Origin of the sequence: Ferroacidibacillus organovorans (genome assembly GCF_001642725.1) — a bacterium.
Lineage (GTDB): Bacteria > Bacillota > Bacilli > Alicyclobacillales > SLC66 > Ferroacidibacillus > Ferroacidibacillus organovorans.
In genome coordinates this window covers 18,398-34,999 of sequence record NZ_LSUQ01000003.1, presented here as the reverse complement: position 1 = coordinate 34,999, position 16,602 = coordinate 18,398, and the positions used below count along the sequence as shown (strand labels likewise).

Genomic DNA, 16,602 nt, shown 5'->3' with positions numbered 1-16,602 from the left:
TGACCTAGTTCGTGTGAGCGATAGCCCGAACGTCTGGATCTCTCTTTGATTCTTGCGTGATCGATGTTGACACTTCGTTCGCGTGCTCCCGCAATTCCGTGGAGAGCATCGCAGTAAAAAAGAGGAACAAGATGCCGAGAAACAGGTCGACGCCAAGGAGCGAGCGGAACGCCGTCTTCATCAGCAGCGGACTCGCGATGATCAAGAGCAATCCGATCACTCCGAGTGCATAGCCCACGTTGCGTTTCCAAGGATGTTTGTTCCACTGCAAAGCCCCGTGATTTTCAAGCAAGGTCCCGAAGATGATGACGATCATCGACAGTCCAGTTCCCACCCACATTGGATTGATATCAAATGCGAAGGCGGTCGCCGAGAAGCCCGTGAGGGCGTTCCAGCCGAGACCACTCGCAACCCCTATGATCATCGATGCGATCACCGTTCGCTCGCGAACAGCCGGCCAGAGCAAAAAGGTCAGCGTCGGTCCGACAATCGCTGCATTTCGAAGTGTCAAGCCAAACACAGCCCACCAGGCGAGTTCTCCTGGCCTCACCAATGCATAAATCACAATGAGTGCACCCTGAATGAGCATCGACAGCCGTGTAAAGCGACGTACGGAGGATGTGTCATGCGATTGTTGTTTGCGATTGAACAAATCAAGACCAAAACTTGACGCGCCAGAAAACATCAGCGGTGCACACCAGATCAGCGCCGCCGCCCAAAACCCTAGTCCGACGAGCAGCACAGCCCAGTGCGGCGCGACCATGCGCAAGTAGGTTGGAAAGGCGAGCAGACCACTCTTCATCACGATGTGGTGGGTTCGCGCCGCCATGCCAAGAAGGGTGGGGACGATGGCAAAACCGATGAGAACGATGGAAGAGACATAGACGCCGAGTTTTCCTTTGCGAACACTCTTGGCTGAGGAGATGGTCTGAAACTCTGCCTGCGCGCTGACAGAGTTCAGGATGTTCATCCCAAACCACACCAGAATCATCGCCAAACCGCCGCCCGCCAAGCCTTGAAAGTGTGGCTGCTTGGGCACGGGCGTCGTGAAAACGGCGTGACCGTGAAGGCTGTAGTAGGCTGCCACCGCCAGTCCGACTGTGAACAAGGCGAGGTTTGCGATCTGCACATACGCGAGTGACCAGAGACCGCCGAGAGACACATACAAAATGACCAACAGTGTCGTCAAAATCAAGACGACGGCAAGGTTCCAACCTAACATGACATGAAAATAGGTGGCCGCCGCCAACACGTTTTTCATCGCGAAAATTGGAAACGTGAGTCCGATCACAAGTGCGGCCAAATCGCGCGCCTTTTTACCGTAGACGCGACCCAGGAGGTTCGAGTTTGTCAGATAACCGATACCGCGAAACGGTCGAAGTAACACGCTTGCAACGAGTAGTGACGAGACGATCACCGAAAATCCATACCAAATCGCGGATAACCCTGTTAGATACCCTGAATCAAGCTCCACGGCGAACATGGAAGATCCCCACATCGCCGTCATCATCACAAAGACGTGCCAAATGCCAAAGGATCTCCCGCCATCGAAAAAATGGCCAACGTTTTTTGTCCGACGTTTCGAATACTGGCTTATGAGAAGCAAAAACAACGTATAGACGAGAATCAAGGCAAGAAATAGCATGACACCATACCCCTTATTTGCATCGGTTTACTGTAGATAAACCGACAATAGCTCACTTATCCGAGTTTGTCAATCGGATAAGTGAGCTATTGTCATGAAGATGGGGCGGTTCCCCGCTCCACCTTTATTCTTTCCCTGCCAACTCGCGCAATCGCCTTCTTCGCTCGTGAAGATCTGCCCACCATTGTATTTTTGCATCCTCATTCGTCGGCTCATCACCCGATAAATAAAGCGCAAGCTCATACCGTAACTTGCGTATTTCATTATCCCGCTCTGGGTCATCACGGCGATCCGTTCCTGTTTCTAAGTTCACCCTATACGCATCAAGCGTACCGTGAAAGTCGCGTACGACACCCTCTTGAATCTCCCAAATGCGATTCGCCACTTTTTGCACCAAATAGCGATCATGTGACACGAGAATCACGCTTCCGGGATATGCAGCGAGAGCCACTTCCATTCGCTCTCTCGTGCCAACGACTGTGTGATCCCAGGGAGTTCAAGCATGCACGCTAAAATGCTTCGATCCATAGGCAGAACATCAACCTGTTGTGCGAAGTATCCTACACGAAGCTCAGGATGACGCAAGATGTGACCACAATCCGGAGTCAAATCAGCGATCAAGAGTCGCAACAGCGTAGATTTTCCTGCGCCGTTTTGACCCATTACAGCGATTCGATCGCCTCGATTTACTGAAAGATTCAAGAGAGAGAAGTATAAGTGATCTGCCTCAAACGAGAAAGAGACATGATCAAGTGTGATCATGTGTTTCGCATTAAACTGCCCATCCCGAAAATCAATTCGCGCATTCATCTCCTTTTTAGGTTTCTCGATACTCCGTTCTTCAAGTTGCTTTAATGCGCGAGTCTTAGCCTGAAATCGGTTCGCATTCTTTGCTGCGCGTTTTTTAGCATACGGATCCCGCTCACTGGCAGCGTCGTGTCCTTTTTGAAACCATTCTCTATAGCGCTGAATCGCGGAAATCAAAGCTTGGCGTTCCTTTTCCTGTTTGTCATAGATCGCCTGACGTGATTGCTCCAAAGAATTTTGTTTTACACGATAAGCAGTGTAACCGCCGCGCGCGTAATTAAGTCCTGCATCCGTTAACTCATACGTAGATGTTGCCACGGCATCGATGAAGTGACGATCGTGCGATACAAACAGTACAGTTCCGCGATATTGGCGTACCCACGCCTCCACCCAGTCAAGCATCTCTGCATCTAAATGATTAGTCGGTTCATCAAGCAACAGAAACTTGGGTCGCAATACCATGAGACGTGCGAGTTGTGCACGCGTTTTTTCTCCTCCACTCAGAGTCACGTAGGGTTGCGTCCATGATGATTCAGGAAACTGCATCCGTCGCAGCACATTTCCCGCATCGACTTCTTGTCCATAACCGTCCAGTTTCAGATAATGATTCAACGCCTCTGCATACGCAGAAAACAAGCTCTCATGAGTCGACGATTCTGCAACTCGCTTCTCAAGTCCAAGAAGTGATTGTTTTGCCTCATACAAGTCGTGCTTTGCACTAAACACATAGTCAAAGAGGGACATGTACTCCGGAATTTCTGCGTGTTGTTCCATCATTCCATAGTCAGAGAGCCCGATTCCGCGATGAATGCTCCCTTTGTCCACGTCTAGGTTTCCCATCAAGCACTTCAACAGCGTTGTTTTTCCAACCCCGTTTCGCCCGATGAGCGCAACCCTCTCACCGGAATGTACCTCCAAACAAACGTTCGAAAAAATACGACGTCCCTGAATCTCTTTACTAATTCCGTCCACTCTTAACACGGCCATCACGCATTCCTCCGCACATAAAAAATACACGGGCGATTCTCCCCGTGTATAGCGCGAAAAGGAGTCATGAGTCGGACACTGCCCGCCCCATACAACTTACAAACGGCATCCAAAAATGGACACGCCTCTCCCTATCCGCCCTATATCGAGCATCGTCCCGAAATTACAATTACTGGAGCGACAAGGAGAATTGCATGGCGTGTAAATTGGATACCTCCGATCAAATGATATAATGATAACTATAGCGCAAATGCGCTCCGCTTACAATCATCATTTACAATCATCGCCGTATTCTACAAACGATCGACAATTGAAGATGATTTCCAGGGAAATTGTCCATTCTTGTCAAAAACTTGTGCGATGTTGTCACCCCCACCTGCGCAAAACCTTACTCACTCGCCTGATCGAGTGGCATCATGCGTATCATGGTGCCCACGTTTCCAAGGAGCCTCTGAGCGATGTTTCGCAGATAAGGGTCTTGCCATTCCTGTTCAATCCACTGAGGCGAAGCGAACGCGAGTCTTTGCGCCATCATTGAAAGCACGTCTTCTCGGTCCGGTTGCGCGGACAAAGACGCGCGTACCAAGACTTCCATGTCCTCCATGATCACGACAAGAAAATCGCCAAAATCCTGATGAATAAGCGATAAATCGCTCTTTGAATGGTTCTCACTTCGCAACGCGCGCATGCCTGTCTCAAGCGCCAGCAGGTTGTCGACAAAACGATGCAGAGCCATCAAGAAACCGCTGACCGAAGCGCGATCGAGCACGCCGCGCCGTGGCTCATTGACCATCTGCTCAACGACGGCCATCGCATTAGTACGCGCCAAACGCACTGCTTTGCGAGCGTCTGATGTCAAGAGACGGTTGTCATCTCTATCTCTCATCTGCTGAAACACCGCGCGCAAATAACGCCTATCGGCGCGCAAAAAATTGCCCAACGCATTCGGAACATTTGTGAGTTGCCAAGTTGGCCAAAGCGAAAAAGCGATCAGCGCAAACGCACTCCCAATCATCGTATCAAGCAGTCGATCACGCACCGCGAGTATTGGCGCCATATGTTCGAAAAACGAGAGGAGTACCACAATCTCCGAGGTGATGAATACAGAAAAAAGGAGGTAGTTATAGTTGAACACGGTGTATAAAAGTACTGCAAATACGATGATCCAAATGACGCTGAAAAAAGGCGCAGGTTGAGGAATGGCGATAAGCGCTGTCGTGACGACGACCCCGATCGCAGTGCCCACCACTCGCGCAAGGCTTCTGCTGACGGTCGAAAAAAAATCAGGTTTCAAGATGAGCAGCGCGGTGAGCGGCACCCAATAGCCGCGCGGAAGTGGAATCAGTCGATAGAAGACAAACGCGATGCCAAGCGTGCACGAAACGCGGATCGCGTGACGCAGTGCGGCGGATTGCCACGTAAAGTTTGCGCGCACCGTCGCAAACAAAGTGCGAATGGGCTGCCAAAAGGTGGGGTGTGATGTCGGAAGTTTGGCGTTCAGATTTTGCGGTGCGCCTTGCCGCATGACAGCATCGATGCGCTCCAAGCATGCGCTTATATGCTCGATTAGTTGCGCGATGACGCGCTCGATCGTACGGTCCCCAACCTCCGTCGCTCTATGTTCAAATCGTGTGTAGAGATCTTCTGCAAAAATTGCCTGAGCGAGCGAGTGCTCAGGCAGCATCTGACGATTGAGAACCGCTTCGGCAAATGCATCGATCGAAGCGCTCAACTCAGAGTAAAAAGATGAACGCCACAAACCTGCATCGCGCATCGCTTTCGGATCGCCTTCCTCAAGCAATCGAAAAGAGCGATTCAGCGCGACAACAGCGTTGCGAACATGCTCAATTTCATCTAATAAAATCCTTAGTTTTCGCCACGATGACCCGGGTAAACGCGAATCGTTCAATTGCGTCTCCGCATAGACGAGCGCCTGCACGACCGCAAGCTCCGATATGCGGGTACGCGATGCCACAAAGTGCCCGACTGCACGAAACACGCGCGACACACCGATGCTCTCTTCACGTAGTGGAGCAAAGCGATCCTGAACCCACATCAGTGAGATTTGCGTGAAACTGCCCAACATGACAAGCAGCGCCTGAAAAAGTGCGTGCAACGGAGCGGCGGGGAAGGCCATGAAAATAATCATGCTCTGCGTGGCAAGCATGCCAACCTGCGCCGCGGCGGGACTCACCGCGACCAGAATGCCAGCAAAAAAACCGTTCGCCATCAGCAATACGCCTGATGCGATCAGGAAGTGGCCGCTTAGTGTGCCGATGAAGGTGGCGACGCCAAGCCAGCCAAAGGCCAGGAGCATCGTGCGCAAGCGCAAGCGCGATGTTCCTGTGACGCCGGCAAACCCGGTGACGAGTGCGCCAATGGCCACAACGATGGAGGTTTGCACTTGTCCGCTGATGAGTCCTACGGCAAGCGGCAGCGCAATCCCGAGCGCATTGCGCAACCCCGCTTGGACGTGGAGTGAAGAACGATCATGCGACATGATGAGATCAAGCAATGCGGGAATTTCTCTTCGCTTCATGGCGGTTGTTCTCCTAGAAGTGATGTTTCGTCCGCGCCACGATTCGATTAAAGAGTGGTTTTTGCAGAACGTTTCTCAAGGATGGGCTCCCACGCATCTCGCACACCCACAAGCGCTAGCATGGTCAAAAATGCGTGTTGTACTCCAATGTGGCTTCCGCTGGGATCAAAAAACTCCTCAAGCGTGTGCATGCCGCCGCAATCTCCGCCGCCGCCGAGCGTGACGGATGGAATACCGAGATGGATGGGGACGTTTGCGTCTGTGCTCTGCGCCTGATCGAGAACAGGTTCAAGACCGAGCACGCGCGCCGCCGCAAGAGACGCGCGCACAATAGGAGCATCCGGTGACTGCTCCCCCGCCGGGCGATCTCCAATCTTTTCAATCTCGACGCGAAGATGAGGACGTTCAATGCCGTGATTCTCCTCTTCACACGCCGCGTGAACTGCGTGAAGCGCCTGATCTTCCAGCGCGCCGAGCTCTGCCACGTCATTAGAGCGAAGATCGAGCAGCATGCTGGCGCTCTGGGCAATCGTGTTCACAGACGTTCCGCCAGACACCCCTCCCACGTTAAACGTGGTTTTCGGATGGCTCGGCGGACGAAGATCAGCAATCTTTGCAATCGCGCGCCCTAACGCGTGAATCGCGCTCGGCGTCCCAAAATCCCCAAAACTGTGCCCTCCCGGGCCGTAAAACGTGATGCGGTAACGGCGACTGCCCGTGGCGAGATAGGTGGTGCGCGCTGGGGATCCCGGCTCCATGGAGACAAAGCCGTCAATCCGCGGAACATGATCTGATGAAGCCACATCCGTTCGCGCTTGATCACGAAACAGCGCCTTGACACCGCGCAGATCACCGAGTCCTTCTTCCCCAACGGTCGCCCCAAAAAGGATATCTCCGCGCGTTTTGATCCCGCTCTCTTGAAGCGCACGCGCCAGCCCCAGCACGGTAGCCAACCCTCTGCCGTCGTCCGCAATCCCTGGCGCAAAGAGACGCCCCGCGCGCCGCTTTACCGACACGTCTGTCCCCGCCGGAAACACCGTGTCAAGGTGCGCACAGATCAGCAAGGTTGGTCCATCCCCTACCCCGCGGCGTATTCCGGTCACATTTCCCACCCGATCGACGCGGACATCTTCGAGCAAAAGCGCTTCAAGTTTCTCCTTAAATCGCTCTCCGCGCAGATCCTCCTGAAACGACGGCGCCGCAATCTCTGTGAGTTCGATCTGCTCTTCGATCGTTCGCTCCACATCCGCGTGAATCCATGCGAGCGCGCGCTCCACGTCCGGATGGACCCGGACAGCTTTCATGATTTCTTGTATACGATCCGTCATCGCGCACACCTCGCCCATGTCTTTTTAGCCAAGTATCTCATCGGAAAATGCCAGTGTAAAGAGCACGAGACGCCACAGAAACGGATGAAAGAATGGTAGTATTCATATGAAATGGCACCTGAAACGTTAAACTCATCCATCCCCCAAAAGGAGCGTTCTCATGCCGAACTTCGGAAATCACGTCCAATTTGATGTGTACAAAACCATGGCCCATCCCGATCCGGACCGCCTCCCCGTCGTCTACGAAGAGTGGGAATCGCGCGCGCGTGAAGTGCTGCAGGATGGCCCCTTTTATTATGTCGCAGGAGGCGCCGGCGGTGAGCGCACGATGAAGGCGAACCTGCAAGCATTTGACCGTTGGAAGATTGTACCCCGCATGTTACAAAATGTAGAAGAACGCGACCTATCCGTTGAAATCCTTGGCCAAACCTTTGCATTTCCTGTTTTTCACGCGCCAATCGGAGTACAATCCATCATTCATCCCGCCGGCGAACTCGCCTCCGCGCAGGCCTGCGCAGCGCTTGGCGTCCCGTACATCGCGAGTTCTGCCTCCACCCATTCAATGGAAGACATCGCGCGTACTATGGGCGACGCCCCGCGCTGGTTTCAACTGTATTGGAGCAAAAATCCGGACATCGCCGCCAGCTTCCTGCAAAGAGCTGAAGCGTCCGGGTATTCTGCCATCGTCGTCACGCTCGACACACCGATGATGGCGTGGCGGGAGTTTGACCTAAAAAATGTGTATCTCCCTTTTTTAATCGGCGAAGGCATCGGCAACTATGTGACAGATCCTGCGTTCTGCGCAAATTTGCCAAAATCTCCACAGGAAGATCCAACCGCCGCAATCGCCTATTGGGCGCAGATTTTCGGTAACATGAGCCTGACTTGGCAGGACATAGCTTTTTTGAGGGAGCATACGAAGCTGCCCATTCTATTGAAGGGAATCTTGCATCCTGACGATGCAAGGCGCGCGCTGGATCACGGTGTAGACGGAATCATCGTATCCAATCACGGCGGGCGTCAAGTCGACGGCGCGATCGGCGCGCTTGATGCGTTACCGGTGATCTGTGACACCGTTTCGGATCGCATTCCAGTGCTGATGGACAGTGGGATCCGAAGGGGATCCGATCTCGTCAAAGCGATCGCGCTCGGAGCGAAGGCCACGCTTATCGGACGCCCTTGCATGTATGGTCTCGCGGTCGCGGGTGAGAGAGGTGTAAAGACGGTACTGCAACATTTGATTGCGGATGTTGACATCACGATGGCATTATCTGGGCAGCGGGCTGTTCGCGACCTCAACCGCGCGCTCCTTGTTGAATCAAAATGAGTGAGGATCGCTCCAAATTACATCGCCCAATCTTGTCAAGATCGTAGAACCGAAAAAACCCAGTTACCACAAGGGCAACTGGGTTGTCGAACACCGTTTTGCGCAAATCAAGCCACAAGGCCGATCGCTTTTGATTTCGTCAAAATTTCATTTGCAAGAATCTGTCCCGCAAGGATATGTCCAGCCAGATTCATATGCCAATTGTTGGATGCATAAGGCTTGTAGGACAGATGATGCACCTTCAAATAACTTTTCATGGCGCTTAAAAGGTCAAAGACGTGCACATGTGAGCTGTGTACTTCGCGAGCGCCTGCGACTTCCAAGTTCGTGTACACCTGTTCAAGCTTTACGTCATGGCCAACATACGTCGCAGGGGTAACTGGCGGAGTGACGATCCAAACATCCGCGCCGTACGCGACAGCCATAGAAACCTCATCTTTTATGACCCTCTCAAACATCGCTTGCGGTGTCTTTCGGGCAATATCATTTAAAAGTCCCCAAGCAATCAACACGACATTTGGTTTGACTTGATAAAGGAGCGGGTCGTATTGTGGAGCCAGCATGGTAGGGATACCGCCACTCACAGCCTTATTTACAAAGTTGATGTGAAGATTCAACTTTGAAGAGACCGTTTGCATTGCCCTCGTAAGATAGCCGTCAAGCTTAGGCGCATCATACCCTTGCGCGCTCGACCCACCGATTGCCATCACCGTTAATGTTTGCGATGAAGTGGATTTACCCTTTGTAAAAGCACTCGTGGTTGACGGTGAGGTTTCACGGGCGTGACGCACGCTCTGACCAGTAGGATTTGAACTCGTCGTCGCTCCTCTTGAGACATGCGAGATGAGCGTTACAATGAGTGCAGCACTGCAAACGACGGCGCCTGCACCCCACATTATATTCCGTTTTCGCACATGACACCTCCACGTAAGATTCGTATCTATAGTTATATCGTATTCTATTTTCGTCTTATACGATCCAAAATGACTCGAATTTATCGTTCCACAACGCGTAAACGTGTAAAAACCGTAGAAATTCGCGGCACTAAAAAAGTAAAGTCACCAAAAAAATTCGAAGTCTCCGCCAAACGTATTGACACCCTCCTTTACCTAGCACGAATGAACTATGCGCCAAATAGGTATAATGGAACTCCTCAGCCCTACGCGATTCTTGTGGCGTAGATACAGCTCATGGCTTGAGGTGCGCGTGTTGGTTTGGATCAGCATGGGTTTTGTCATTTTGGAATCTGTCGTTGGCGCAATCGCTGTGCTTTTACCATCTGTCTCCCCGGCAATTTTAGCCGTTACTCTGGGAGTCTCCCTCATCTCCTTTGCAGGAAATATCCTAGTAACTATTGTGCTCGCACAAATTCAACGCCAACACCCCTTCGGATCAGGAGATCCGCATCGTCTACGCGCAAATGAACTACCTAAAAATTTTACAAAGTGGACGCTTTTCACATTGGGTTACACCTTTATTGCAATGTATGTAGGCGCCTATCTTGCAAAGAGCAACATTTCAGACAGTTTTCGTGGTTACCCATTTCCGAGTGAAACGTACCATCAAGCAGGTTTCAATGTGTATTTTGATTTTCTTCATCGCGGAATTGCCATAGGGCTCTTCCTTCTCATCATCCGTCTTTTCATTTTTGCATATCGCTGGCGATTAGAGCGCCCCGATCTCTATCGAGGGGCGCTCCTCACTATACTTTTGGTCGCGGGACAAATTCTCAGTGGTGCATATCTAATCCTCACTAATCTTTCACTTTTCGGTTTTTTGATTCACGTGTCCGTTGTCTCTTGCCTCTTTGCCACCTTAGCGTATCTTGTTTTACAATCCCTTCCAGAACCCTTGCGCCCTAATCCATCATCGATTTCCCGAATCCCTTCAAAAAGCCCATCGCGAATTTGAGTGTTCGGTTTACATCAGGATCATTTAACGCCCTTCCGAGGTCTAACACGCCAATTTTTTTCGAGTTTTGCAAGGATTGTTTTCCATCTTCCAATCCTTGCGCAAGCCCGCTTAACAACGTGCCCGTCATCTCCGGGTCGAGTTTGGTCAATCCGCCTAAGGCGCTCATCATATTGTTGATGAGCGTCGTGGCTTCCGGGCGCAACGCCTGCTCGACGGCGATTTTCGCGATCTTTTCTTTCGCGACAACCATCGCTGTCAACGCTTCGAGAATACCACTATCGTACAGCTCTTGAAGCAAATTCATCGCCTGTTCAAGACTCTCATTCTTATCCGCTACCGCAGAGAGGAGGCTTTCAAGCGATTTAACGTCTGTAGGCTGCTCCGTTTTCACCGCACGCGAAATCTTCTGAATCGGCGCCGCCATTTAACGCGCCCCCTTATAAGAATCGGGTACATTGACATCCGCAATCGGCTGATAGTCGGCACGCGCCCACTTCCGCTCAACCTGCACACCCATCTGTGGCTTTCGCACGGCATTGCGCGGATTGTTGCGCGGCAGTGGACTGTCCCCTTTTGCCTTTAACACCTGCATCCGCACCTTCGCCTGTTTATACGCTGGCGTGTGCGTCTTCACATCAAAGATGTTCCCCGTCAACATATTGACGGCCGTTTCGTGGCTGGACGAGTGCATCGGCATATACACCGTCTGGCCTTGTACGCGATCCGTGACAATCGCTTTTAATTTGACCGCCCCATACGGTGACTCAAGCCGTACAAACGTTCCTGTTTCAACACCGCGTTGCTCCGCCAGCTCGCGCGAGATCTCCACAAAAACCTCAGGCAGTTTATCTTGAATACCAGCCACTTTGCCCGTAAGGTTGCCCTCATGAAATTGCTCGAGAAGACGCCCATTGTCAAGCGTAAGATCAAACTCTTCCGGGAACTCTACAGGCGCAACATACTCGAACAATGCAAAGCGCGCCTTTTTGTCAGGAAAATTGAATCCGTTCAAATACAGAACAGGTGTATTTTCCCCATCAGGCGATCCCCAGTGAAAACTTCCCCAGTCCGCCAATCCATCGTAATTGCATCCCGAGAAAAACGGTGTCAAACTGGCCATTTCCGCAAAAATTTCACGCGGATGCGCGTAGTTCCAAGCAAACCCCAAGCGACGCGCCAGTTCCATAAAGATCTCCCAGTCTGGCTTGCTGTCACCGAGCGGTTCCAGCGCTTTGTACAAGCGTTGAACACGCCGCTCTGTGTTGGTGAATGTTCCATCCTTTTCAAGGGATGGCGTCCCCGGAAGAATCACGTCTGCAAACTGCGCGGTCGTCGTCAAGAAGATTTCCTGGACAACCAAGAACTCGACGTTCTTAAGCATCTCTTGCGTATGATTCGAGTTCGCGTCAACCCACGCCATGTCTTCCCCTGCAATGTACATTCCTCTAAGCTCACCGCGCTCGATGGCCTCTAGCATTTGGATGTTGTCATACCCTGGTTGAGCCTGAATCGACACCCCGTACGCTTTTTCGAATTTCGCCCTGATATCGCCATCCGTCACCGGTTGATACCCCGGGAAAATATTCGGCATCGTTCCCATGTCACTCGCGCCTTGAACATTGTTGTGTCCGCGCAGTGGAAAAGCGCCTGCGCCTTTGCGCGCCATGTTGCCCGTCACAAGCAGCAAATTTGCAATCGCGCCAGACGTATGCGAACCCGCCACATTTTGCGTAACGCCCATGCCCCAACAGATCGCCGTTCCGTCCGCTTCATGAACCATTGTCGCAACCTGAATGAGCGTTTCTTTTGAAATACCCGTTTCCTTTTCGGCAAATTCGAGTGTAAAGGACTCCAGCAGTTCCGAATACGCATCAAATCCATTGACGTGCTGATGAATAAACGCTTCATCATGCCAACCTTGATCGATGATGTACTTCGTGACAGCCGCTAACCATACATAATCCGTGCCTTGCTTTGGCCGCACAAAAAGATCCGAGCGCTCCGCCATTTCGTGTTTCCGAAGATCAAACGTAACCAGTTTTTGCCCGTGCAATTTGTGCGCGCGCTTGATGCGCGTTGCCAATACCGGATGGCCTTCTGCCGGTGAACAGCCAACGAGAATGACCAACCCCGCAGCAGCGATATCCTCAATCGTTCCCGAGTCGCCGCCTATTCCACCCGTCTGTTGTAACCCCCAAGAGGCGGGAGACTGGCAGTAGCGCGAACAGTTATCCACGTTGTTCGTTCCAAACACTTGCCTTGCCAGCTTTTGCATCAGGTAATTCTCTTCATTCGTCATTTTAGAAGAAGAGATAAAGCCAAGCGCATTCGAGCCATGCGTATCTCTGATCTGTCCCATCTTTTTTGCGATCAAGTCAAGCGCCTCGTCCCAGGACGCTTCAACAAATGCATCCCCCTTGCGAATCAGGGGCGACGTGAGTCGCTGGTTCGAATTCACAAAATCCCAGCCAAATTTACCTTTAATGCATGTAGAGATACTGTTGACAGGCGCCTGCTCTACGGGCTCAATCTTGAGAATTTCGCGCCCCTTCGTCCACACTTCAAAACTACAGCCGACACCACAAAACGTGCAGACCGTCTTCGTTTTTTTCGTCCGCGTTTCGCGCATGGCCGCCTCAACTTCAGACACTGCAAAAATGGTCTTATAATCAGGCTCAACCTCTTTGACCAGTTGAATCATCGGATGTAACAATTCGTCCGACATCCCTGTCATGTAACCCGCTTCGCCAAGCATCGATTTCTCCATCAGCGCATTGCAAGGACACACCGTAACACAGTGGCCACAAGAGACGCATGACGACTCGTCAATCGGTTTTCCACCGTCCCACAACACGCGCGGCATGTCGTCTTCCCACGAGATGCTGAGCGTCTCATTGACTTGCAGATCTTGGCACGCCTCCACACAGCGCCCACAGAGGATGCACTGATCAGGATCATAGCGATAAAATGGATTCGACATGTCCACGTCATACCCTTTGGGGCGAAATGGGCGCGTTTGGTGACTCACGTCCAACATTTCTGCCGTGTTGTGGACACGGCAATTTCCATTGTTGTTGTCGCACACGGTACAATACAACAGGTGATTTTCCAAGATGCGATCCATCGCATCGCGCTGCGCCTCTTTCGCTTGCGCGGAAGCAAGGCGTACCTTCATGCCATCCTCTAGAACTGTCGCGCAAGCCCGCACCGTTTGTCCGTTGACTTCGCACATGCAGGTGTCGCAACTCTGAATCGGTCCCAGCACCTCTGAGTAACAAATATGCGGGTGCTCAATGCCTTGAGCGATCAGATAATCTAGGATTCGCGTACCTTCTGGCACTTGCCGTAACTCTCCATCAAGATTGAACTGAACATGGCCCATGCCTTGACGTCCCCTTATTCCATCAATTATGAAAAATAAAAACTACCCCACAAAACCAAATCTTCCTCACCGCATGGCATTGTGAGAAGAAATTTGCTTTTGCGGAGTAGTTCAAAGCACCTCGTGTACTTTTTGCCAATCCAAAAGCTATCTACCTATGAGAATATCAAACTTCATCCACTTCGACAACTAAAAGTGGGCGATCAAAGACAAAGACCGTTACTGCCAGATCCAAATCCACATCAAAGTCACTCAAAAGTGTGACAAGTTTGGCGCCAACAATGCGCTCGATTTCCGAGCGGGTCGCCGCATCCTCGTACACCTTCTTGATGTACGTCGTCCGCAGTTCGCGAACCATTCGCTTGCCTTCCTCCGTGTTTACCGCAAACCGCTCGACAGTCGTGAGATTGCCCTTGAGCTCACAGATCGCCCAGGCATCCAAAAACCGCGTGGTAACGTGCTCCGGCCCCTTGCCCACATGCTGCTTGCGAACCTCGCGGACAAAATTGCTCACCTGGTGCGCCATTTTTGAGCTGTTCATTTCATGTGCCCCTCTTTACCGCTTCGATCATCTTAAAACCATCGTCCCTGGATTTTCACCCAAAGACGATGGTTTTGCGCGATTCTATGAACTTATCTCACACCATGATCTTACAAATATCGTTTGTAAAGTCCACCGGATCCTGAATCGGCAGTCCCTCAATGAGTAACGCTTGATGGTACAGCAGGTTGGTATAGAGGCTCAATTTCTCCTGATCCTGCTCAAGCGCTGCGCGCAACGATTGAAACACACTGTGATTGCTGTTGATTTCCAGCACCTTTTCCGCCTTCACTTGTTGACTGTTCGGCATCGCATTCAGCACTTTTTCCATTTCGATCGTCAAATCGCCGTCCGCCGTGAGACAAACCGGATGATTTTTCAGCCGCTTGGAGATGCGGACCGCTTTCACCTTGTCACCCAGAATTTTTTTCATCTCGTCAAACAGCGCCTTATTCTCCTGCGCCTCTTGTTCCGTCTGTTCCTTGTCCTCGTCCGCTTCGATCCCCAAATCGCCGCTCGCGACCGACTTGAACTCTTTCTCTTTATAGTTCATCAACATTTTGATCGCAAACTCGTCGATTTCTTCAATAAAGCAGAGAATGTCATACCCTTTATCCACCACAAGCTCTGTCTGCGGCAATTTCTCAATTCTCTCATACGTTTCGCCTGTCGCATAATAAATGTATTTCTGATCTTCTGGCATACTCGAAACGTATTCATCCAGCGTGATCATTTTCTCTTCTTTTAATGAGTAAAACAGCAAAAGATCCTGGAGCGTGTCTTTGTTGCTCCCATAGTCACTGTAAACGCCATACTTCAACTGTGTACCAAACGACTTATAAAACACTTCGTATTTGTCTCTCTCATCTTTCAACATGTTCTGCAGTTGACTGGTAATTTTGCTCTTGATGTTTTTAGCAATCAACTGGAGTTGCCGGTTTTGCTGCAAAATCTCTCTAGAAATGTTGAGCGACAGGTCCTCTGAGTCAACCATCCCTTTGACGAAGCGATAATAGTCCGGGAGTAGGTCAGGCGCTTTGCTCATGATGAGCACACCATTCGAGTAGAGCTCTAAACCTTTTTCATACTCCTTTGTATAAAAGTCAAAAGGGGTCGTCTCCGGCAGATACAAAATGGCGTTATAGCTCACAGCGCCGTCGACGCTGATGTGCATATGCTTTAACGGCTTGTCAAAGCCGTAGTGCTTCTCCATATAGAAAGCTTCATAGTCCTCATCGGTGAGCTCGTTTTTATTCTTTCTCCAAATCGGAACCATGCTGTTGATCGTTTGTTCTTCCCGGTATTCTTCAAACTCCCCTTCGCTGCCTTCCTTTGGCCGCTGCCGCGTCACTTCCATCTTGATTGGATAGCGGATGAAATCGGAGTATTTTTTTATGATCGACCGCACACGATACTCATCCAGATAATCCTCGTAATTCTCATCCTCTGTGTTTTCCTTGATCTTTAAAAGGATTTCTGTGCCAACCGTAGCCTTTTGTCCTGATTCAATCGTGTATCCATCCACACCCGCAGATTTCCAAACGTATGCAGAATCGCTCCCAAGCGCCCGTGTGATAACCGTGACTTCCTCGGCAACCATAAACGCTGAGTAAAACCCGACGCCAAACTGCCCGATAATGTCATGCCCATCTTTTGCCTCATTTTCACGCTTAAAGGACAGCGATCCACTCTGAGCGATCACGCCCAAATTGTTTTCCAGTTCATCCCGCGTCATGCCAATCCCGGTATCCACAATCGACAATGTGCGAGTGTCTTTATCGATTTCCACCTTGATATAATAATCTTCCTTAGCAAACGTTAGGTTGCTATCCGTCAGCGCTTTGTAGTAAATTTTATCAATCGCGTCACTCGCGTTTGAAATCAATTCCCTCAAGAAAATTTCTCGATTAGAATAAATCGAGTGAATCATCATTTCTAATAACCGCTTTGACTCCGCTTTAAACTCTGTTTTTTGCATAAAAATGACTCCTTTCATTCGTCCCCATGGGGTTTTTATCCTTTGTCGTGGGGATACACCACGCGTTAGCACTCAACGCAAGGGAGTGCTAACATCACGGTCTATTTTACATACACATCCACGCTCTCGTCAATTTCTGCGTATAAAAAAAGAT

General features: G+C 50.9%; 12 protein-coding genes. 2 read left to right on the top strand and 10 right to left on the bottom strand.

Annotation, left to right across the window (positions count from 1 at the left end; genetic code table 11):
- Positions 1–4: 4 nt before the first annotated feature.
- The 5 genes from AYW79_RS01455 to AYW79_RS01435 form a co-directional block, all read right to left on the bottom strand.
- On the bottom strand, positions 5–1,645 hold the full coding sequence (locus tag AYW79_RS01455; protein ID WP_067560799.1) for a sodium:solute symporter family protein: 1,641 nt from the start codon (positions 1,643–1,645) through the stop codon (positions 5–7).
- Positions 1,646–1,769: 124 nt separating this feature from the next.
- Positions 1,770–2,096 (bottom strand): hypothetical protein, encoded by a 327-nt coding sequence (locus AYW79_RS01450; protein WP_197460927.1) that lies wholly within the window; start codon positions 2,094–2,096, stop codon positions 1,770–1,772.
- Entirely contained in the window at positions 2,066–3,439 is a 1,374-nt protein-coding gene (locus tag AYW79_RS01445) for an ABC-F family ATP-binding cassette domain-containing protein (protein WP_156481784.1), read from the bottom strand. Before AYW79_RS01445 ends, AYW79_RS01450 begins: the two co-directional genes overlap by 31 nt.
- Positions 3,440–3,827: 388 nt before the next feature.
- The gene (locus AYW79_RS01440) at positions 3,828–5,978 is read right to left on the bottom strand and encodes an FUSC family protein (protein ID WP_067560793.1); all 2,151 of its coding nucleotides are present in this window, start codon (positions 5,976–5,978) and stop codon (positions 3,828–3,830) included.
- Between the two features lie 47 nt (positions 5,979–6,025).
- A complete protein-coding gene (locus AYW79_RS01435) occupies positions 6,026–7,306 on the bottom strand; it encodes a M20/M25/M40 family metallo-hydrolase (protein WP_231877770.1) in 1,281 nt (426 codons plus the stop codon).
- Positions 7,307–7,466: 160 nt separating this feature from the next.
- On the opposite strand from AYW79_RS01435, the gene AYW79_RS01430 reads away from it, so the two are divergent.
- Complete coding sequence (locus tag AYW79_RS01430; protein ID WP_082806625.1) at positions 7,467–8,633, top strand: lactate 2-monooxygenase; 1,167 nt, start codon at positions 7,467–7,469, stop codon at positions 8,631–8,633.
- A 107-nt stretch (positions 8,634–8,740) separates the two neighbouring features.
- Here AYW79_RS01430 and AYW79_RS01425 read toward each other — a convergent pair whose 3' ends face one another.
- Positions 8,741–9,547, bottom strand: coding sequence for an SGNH/GDSL hydrolase family protein (locus AYW79_RS01425; RefSeq protein ID WP_143216256.1), 807 nt, complete (start codon positions 9,545–9,547; stop codon positions 8,741–8,743).
- A 211-nt stretch (positions 9,548–9,758) separates the two neighbouring features.
- Between AYW79_RS01425 and AYW79_RS01420 the strand changes: the two genes are divergently transcribed.
- Positions 9,759–10,544, top strand: coding sequence for a COX15/CtaA family protein (locus AYW79_RS01420; protein ID WP_082806624.1), 786 nt, complete (start codon positions 9,759–9,761; stop codon positions 10,542–10,544).
- On the opposite strand, the gene AYW79_RS01415 is transcribed toward AYW79_RS01420, so the two are convergent.
- From AYW79_RS01415 to htpG, 4 genes are all read right to left on the bottom strand, one after another.
- Complete coding sequence (locus tag AYW79_RS01415) at positions 10,492–10,971, bottom strand: helical membrane plugin domain-containing protein (RefSeq protein ID WP_067560787.1); 480 nt, start codon at positions 10,969–10,971, stop codon at positions 10,492–10,494. The genes AYW79_RS01420 and AYW79_RS01415 overlap by 53 nt on opposite strands.
- Positions 10,972–13,929, bottom strand: a complete 2,958-nt coding sequence (fdhF, locus tag AYW79_RS01410) for a formate dehydrogenase subunit alpha (protein ID WP_067560785.1) — start codon at positions 13,927–13,929, stop codon at positions 10,972–10,974.
- Positions 13,930–14,095: 166 nt separating this feature from the next.
- Positions 14,096–14,470, bottom strand: a complete 375-nt coding sequence (locus AYW79_RS01405; RefSeq protein ID WP_067952792.1) for a Na-translocating system protein MpsC family protein — start codon at positions 14,468–14,470, stop codon at positions 14,096–14,098.
- Positions 14,471–14,567: 97 nt separating this feature from the next.
- On the bottom strand, positions 14,568–16,448 hold the full coding sequence (htpG, locus tag AYW79_RS01400) for a molecular chaperone HtpG (RefSeq protein ID WP_067560783.1): 1,881 nt from the start codon (positions 16,446–16,448) through the stop codon (positions 14,568–14,570).
- Between the last annotated feature and the right edge of the window lie 154 nt (positions 16,449–16,602).

Coding starts and splice junctions, on each gene's coding strand:
- AYW79_RS01455 (WP_067560799.1), bottom strand. CDS start 1,645: ATGCTATTTCTTGCCTTGATTCTCGTCTATACGTTGTTTTTGCTTCTC.
- AYW79_RS01445 (WP_156481784.1), bottom strand. CDS start 3,439: ATGGCCGTGTTAAGAGTGGACGGAATTAGTAAAGAGATTCAGGGACGT.
- AYW79_RS01440 (WP_067560793.1), bottom strand. CDS start 5,978: ATGAAGCGAAGAGAAATTCCCGCATTGCTTGATCTCATCATGTCGCAT.
- AYW79_RS01435 (WP_231877770.1), bottom strand. CDS start 7,306: ATGACGGATCGTATACAAGAAATCATGAAAGCTGTCCGGGTCCATCCG.
- AYW79_RS01430 (WP_082806625.1), top strand. CDS start 7,467: ATGCCGAACTTCGGAAATCACGTCCAATTTGATGTGTACAAAACCATG.
- AYW79_RS01420 (WP_082806624.1), top strand. CDS start 9,759: ATGCGCCAAATAGGTATAATGGAACTCCTCAGCCCTACGCGATTCTTG.
- AYW79_RS01415 (WP_067560787.1), bottom strand. CDS start 10,971: ATGGCGGCGCCGATTCAGAAGATTTCGCGTGCGGTGAAAACGGAGCAG.
- fdhF (WP_067560785.1), bottom strand. CDS start 13,929: ATGGGCCATGTTCAGTTCAATCTTGATGGAGAGTTACGGCAAGTGCCA.
- AYW79_RS01405 (WP_067952792.1), bottom strand. CDS start 14,470: ATGAACAGCTCAAAAATGGCGCACCAGGTGAGCAATTTTGTCCGCGAG.
- htpG (WP_067560783.1), bottom strand. CDS start 16,448: ATGCAAAAAACAGAGTTTAAAGCGGAGTCAAAGCGGTTATTAGAAATG.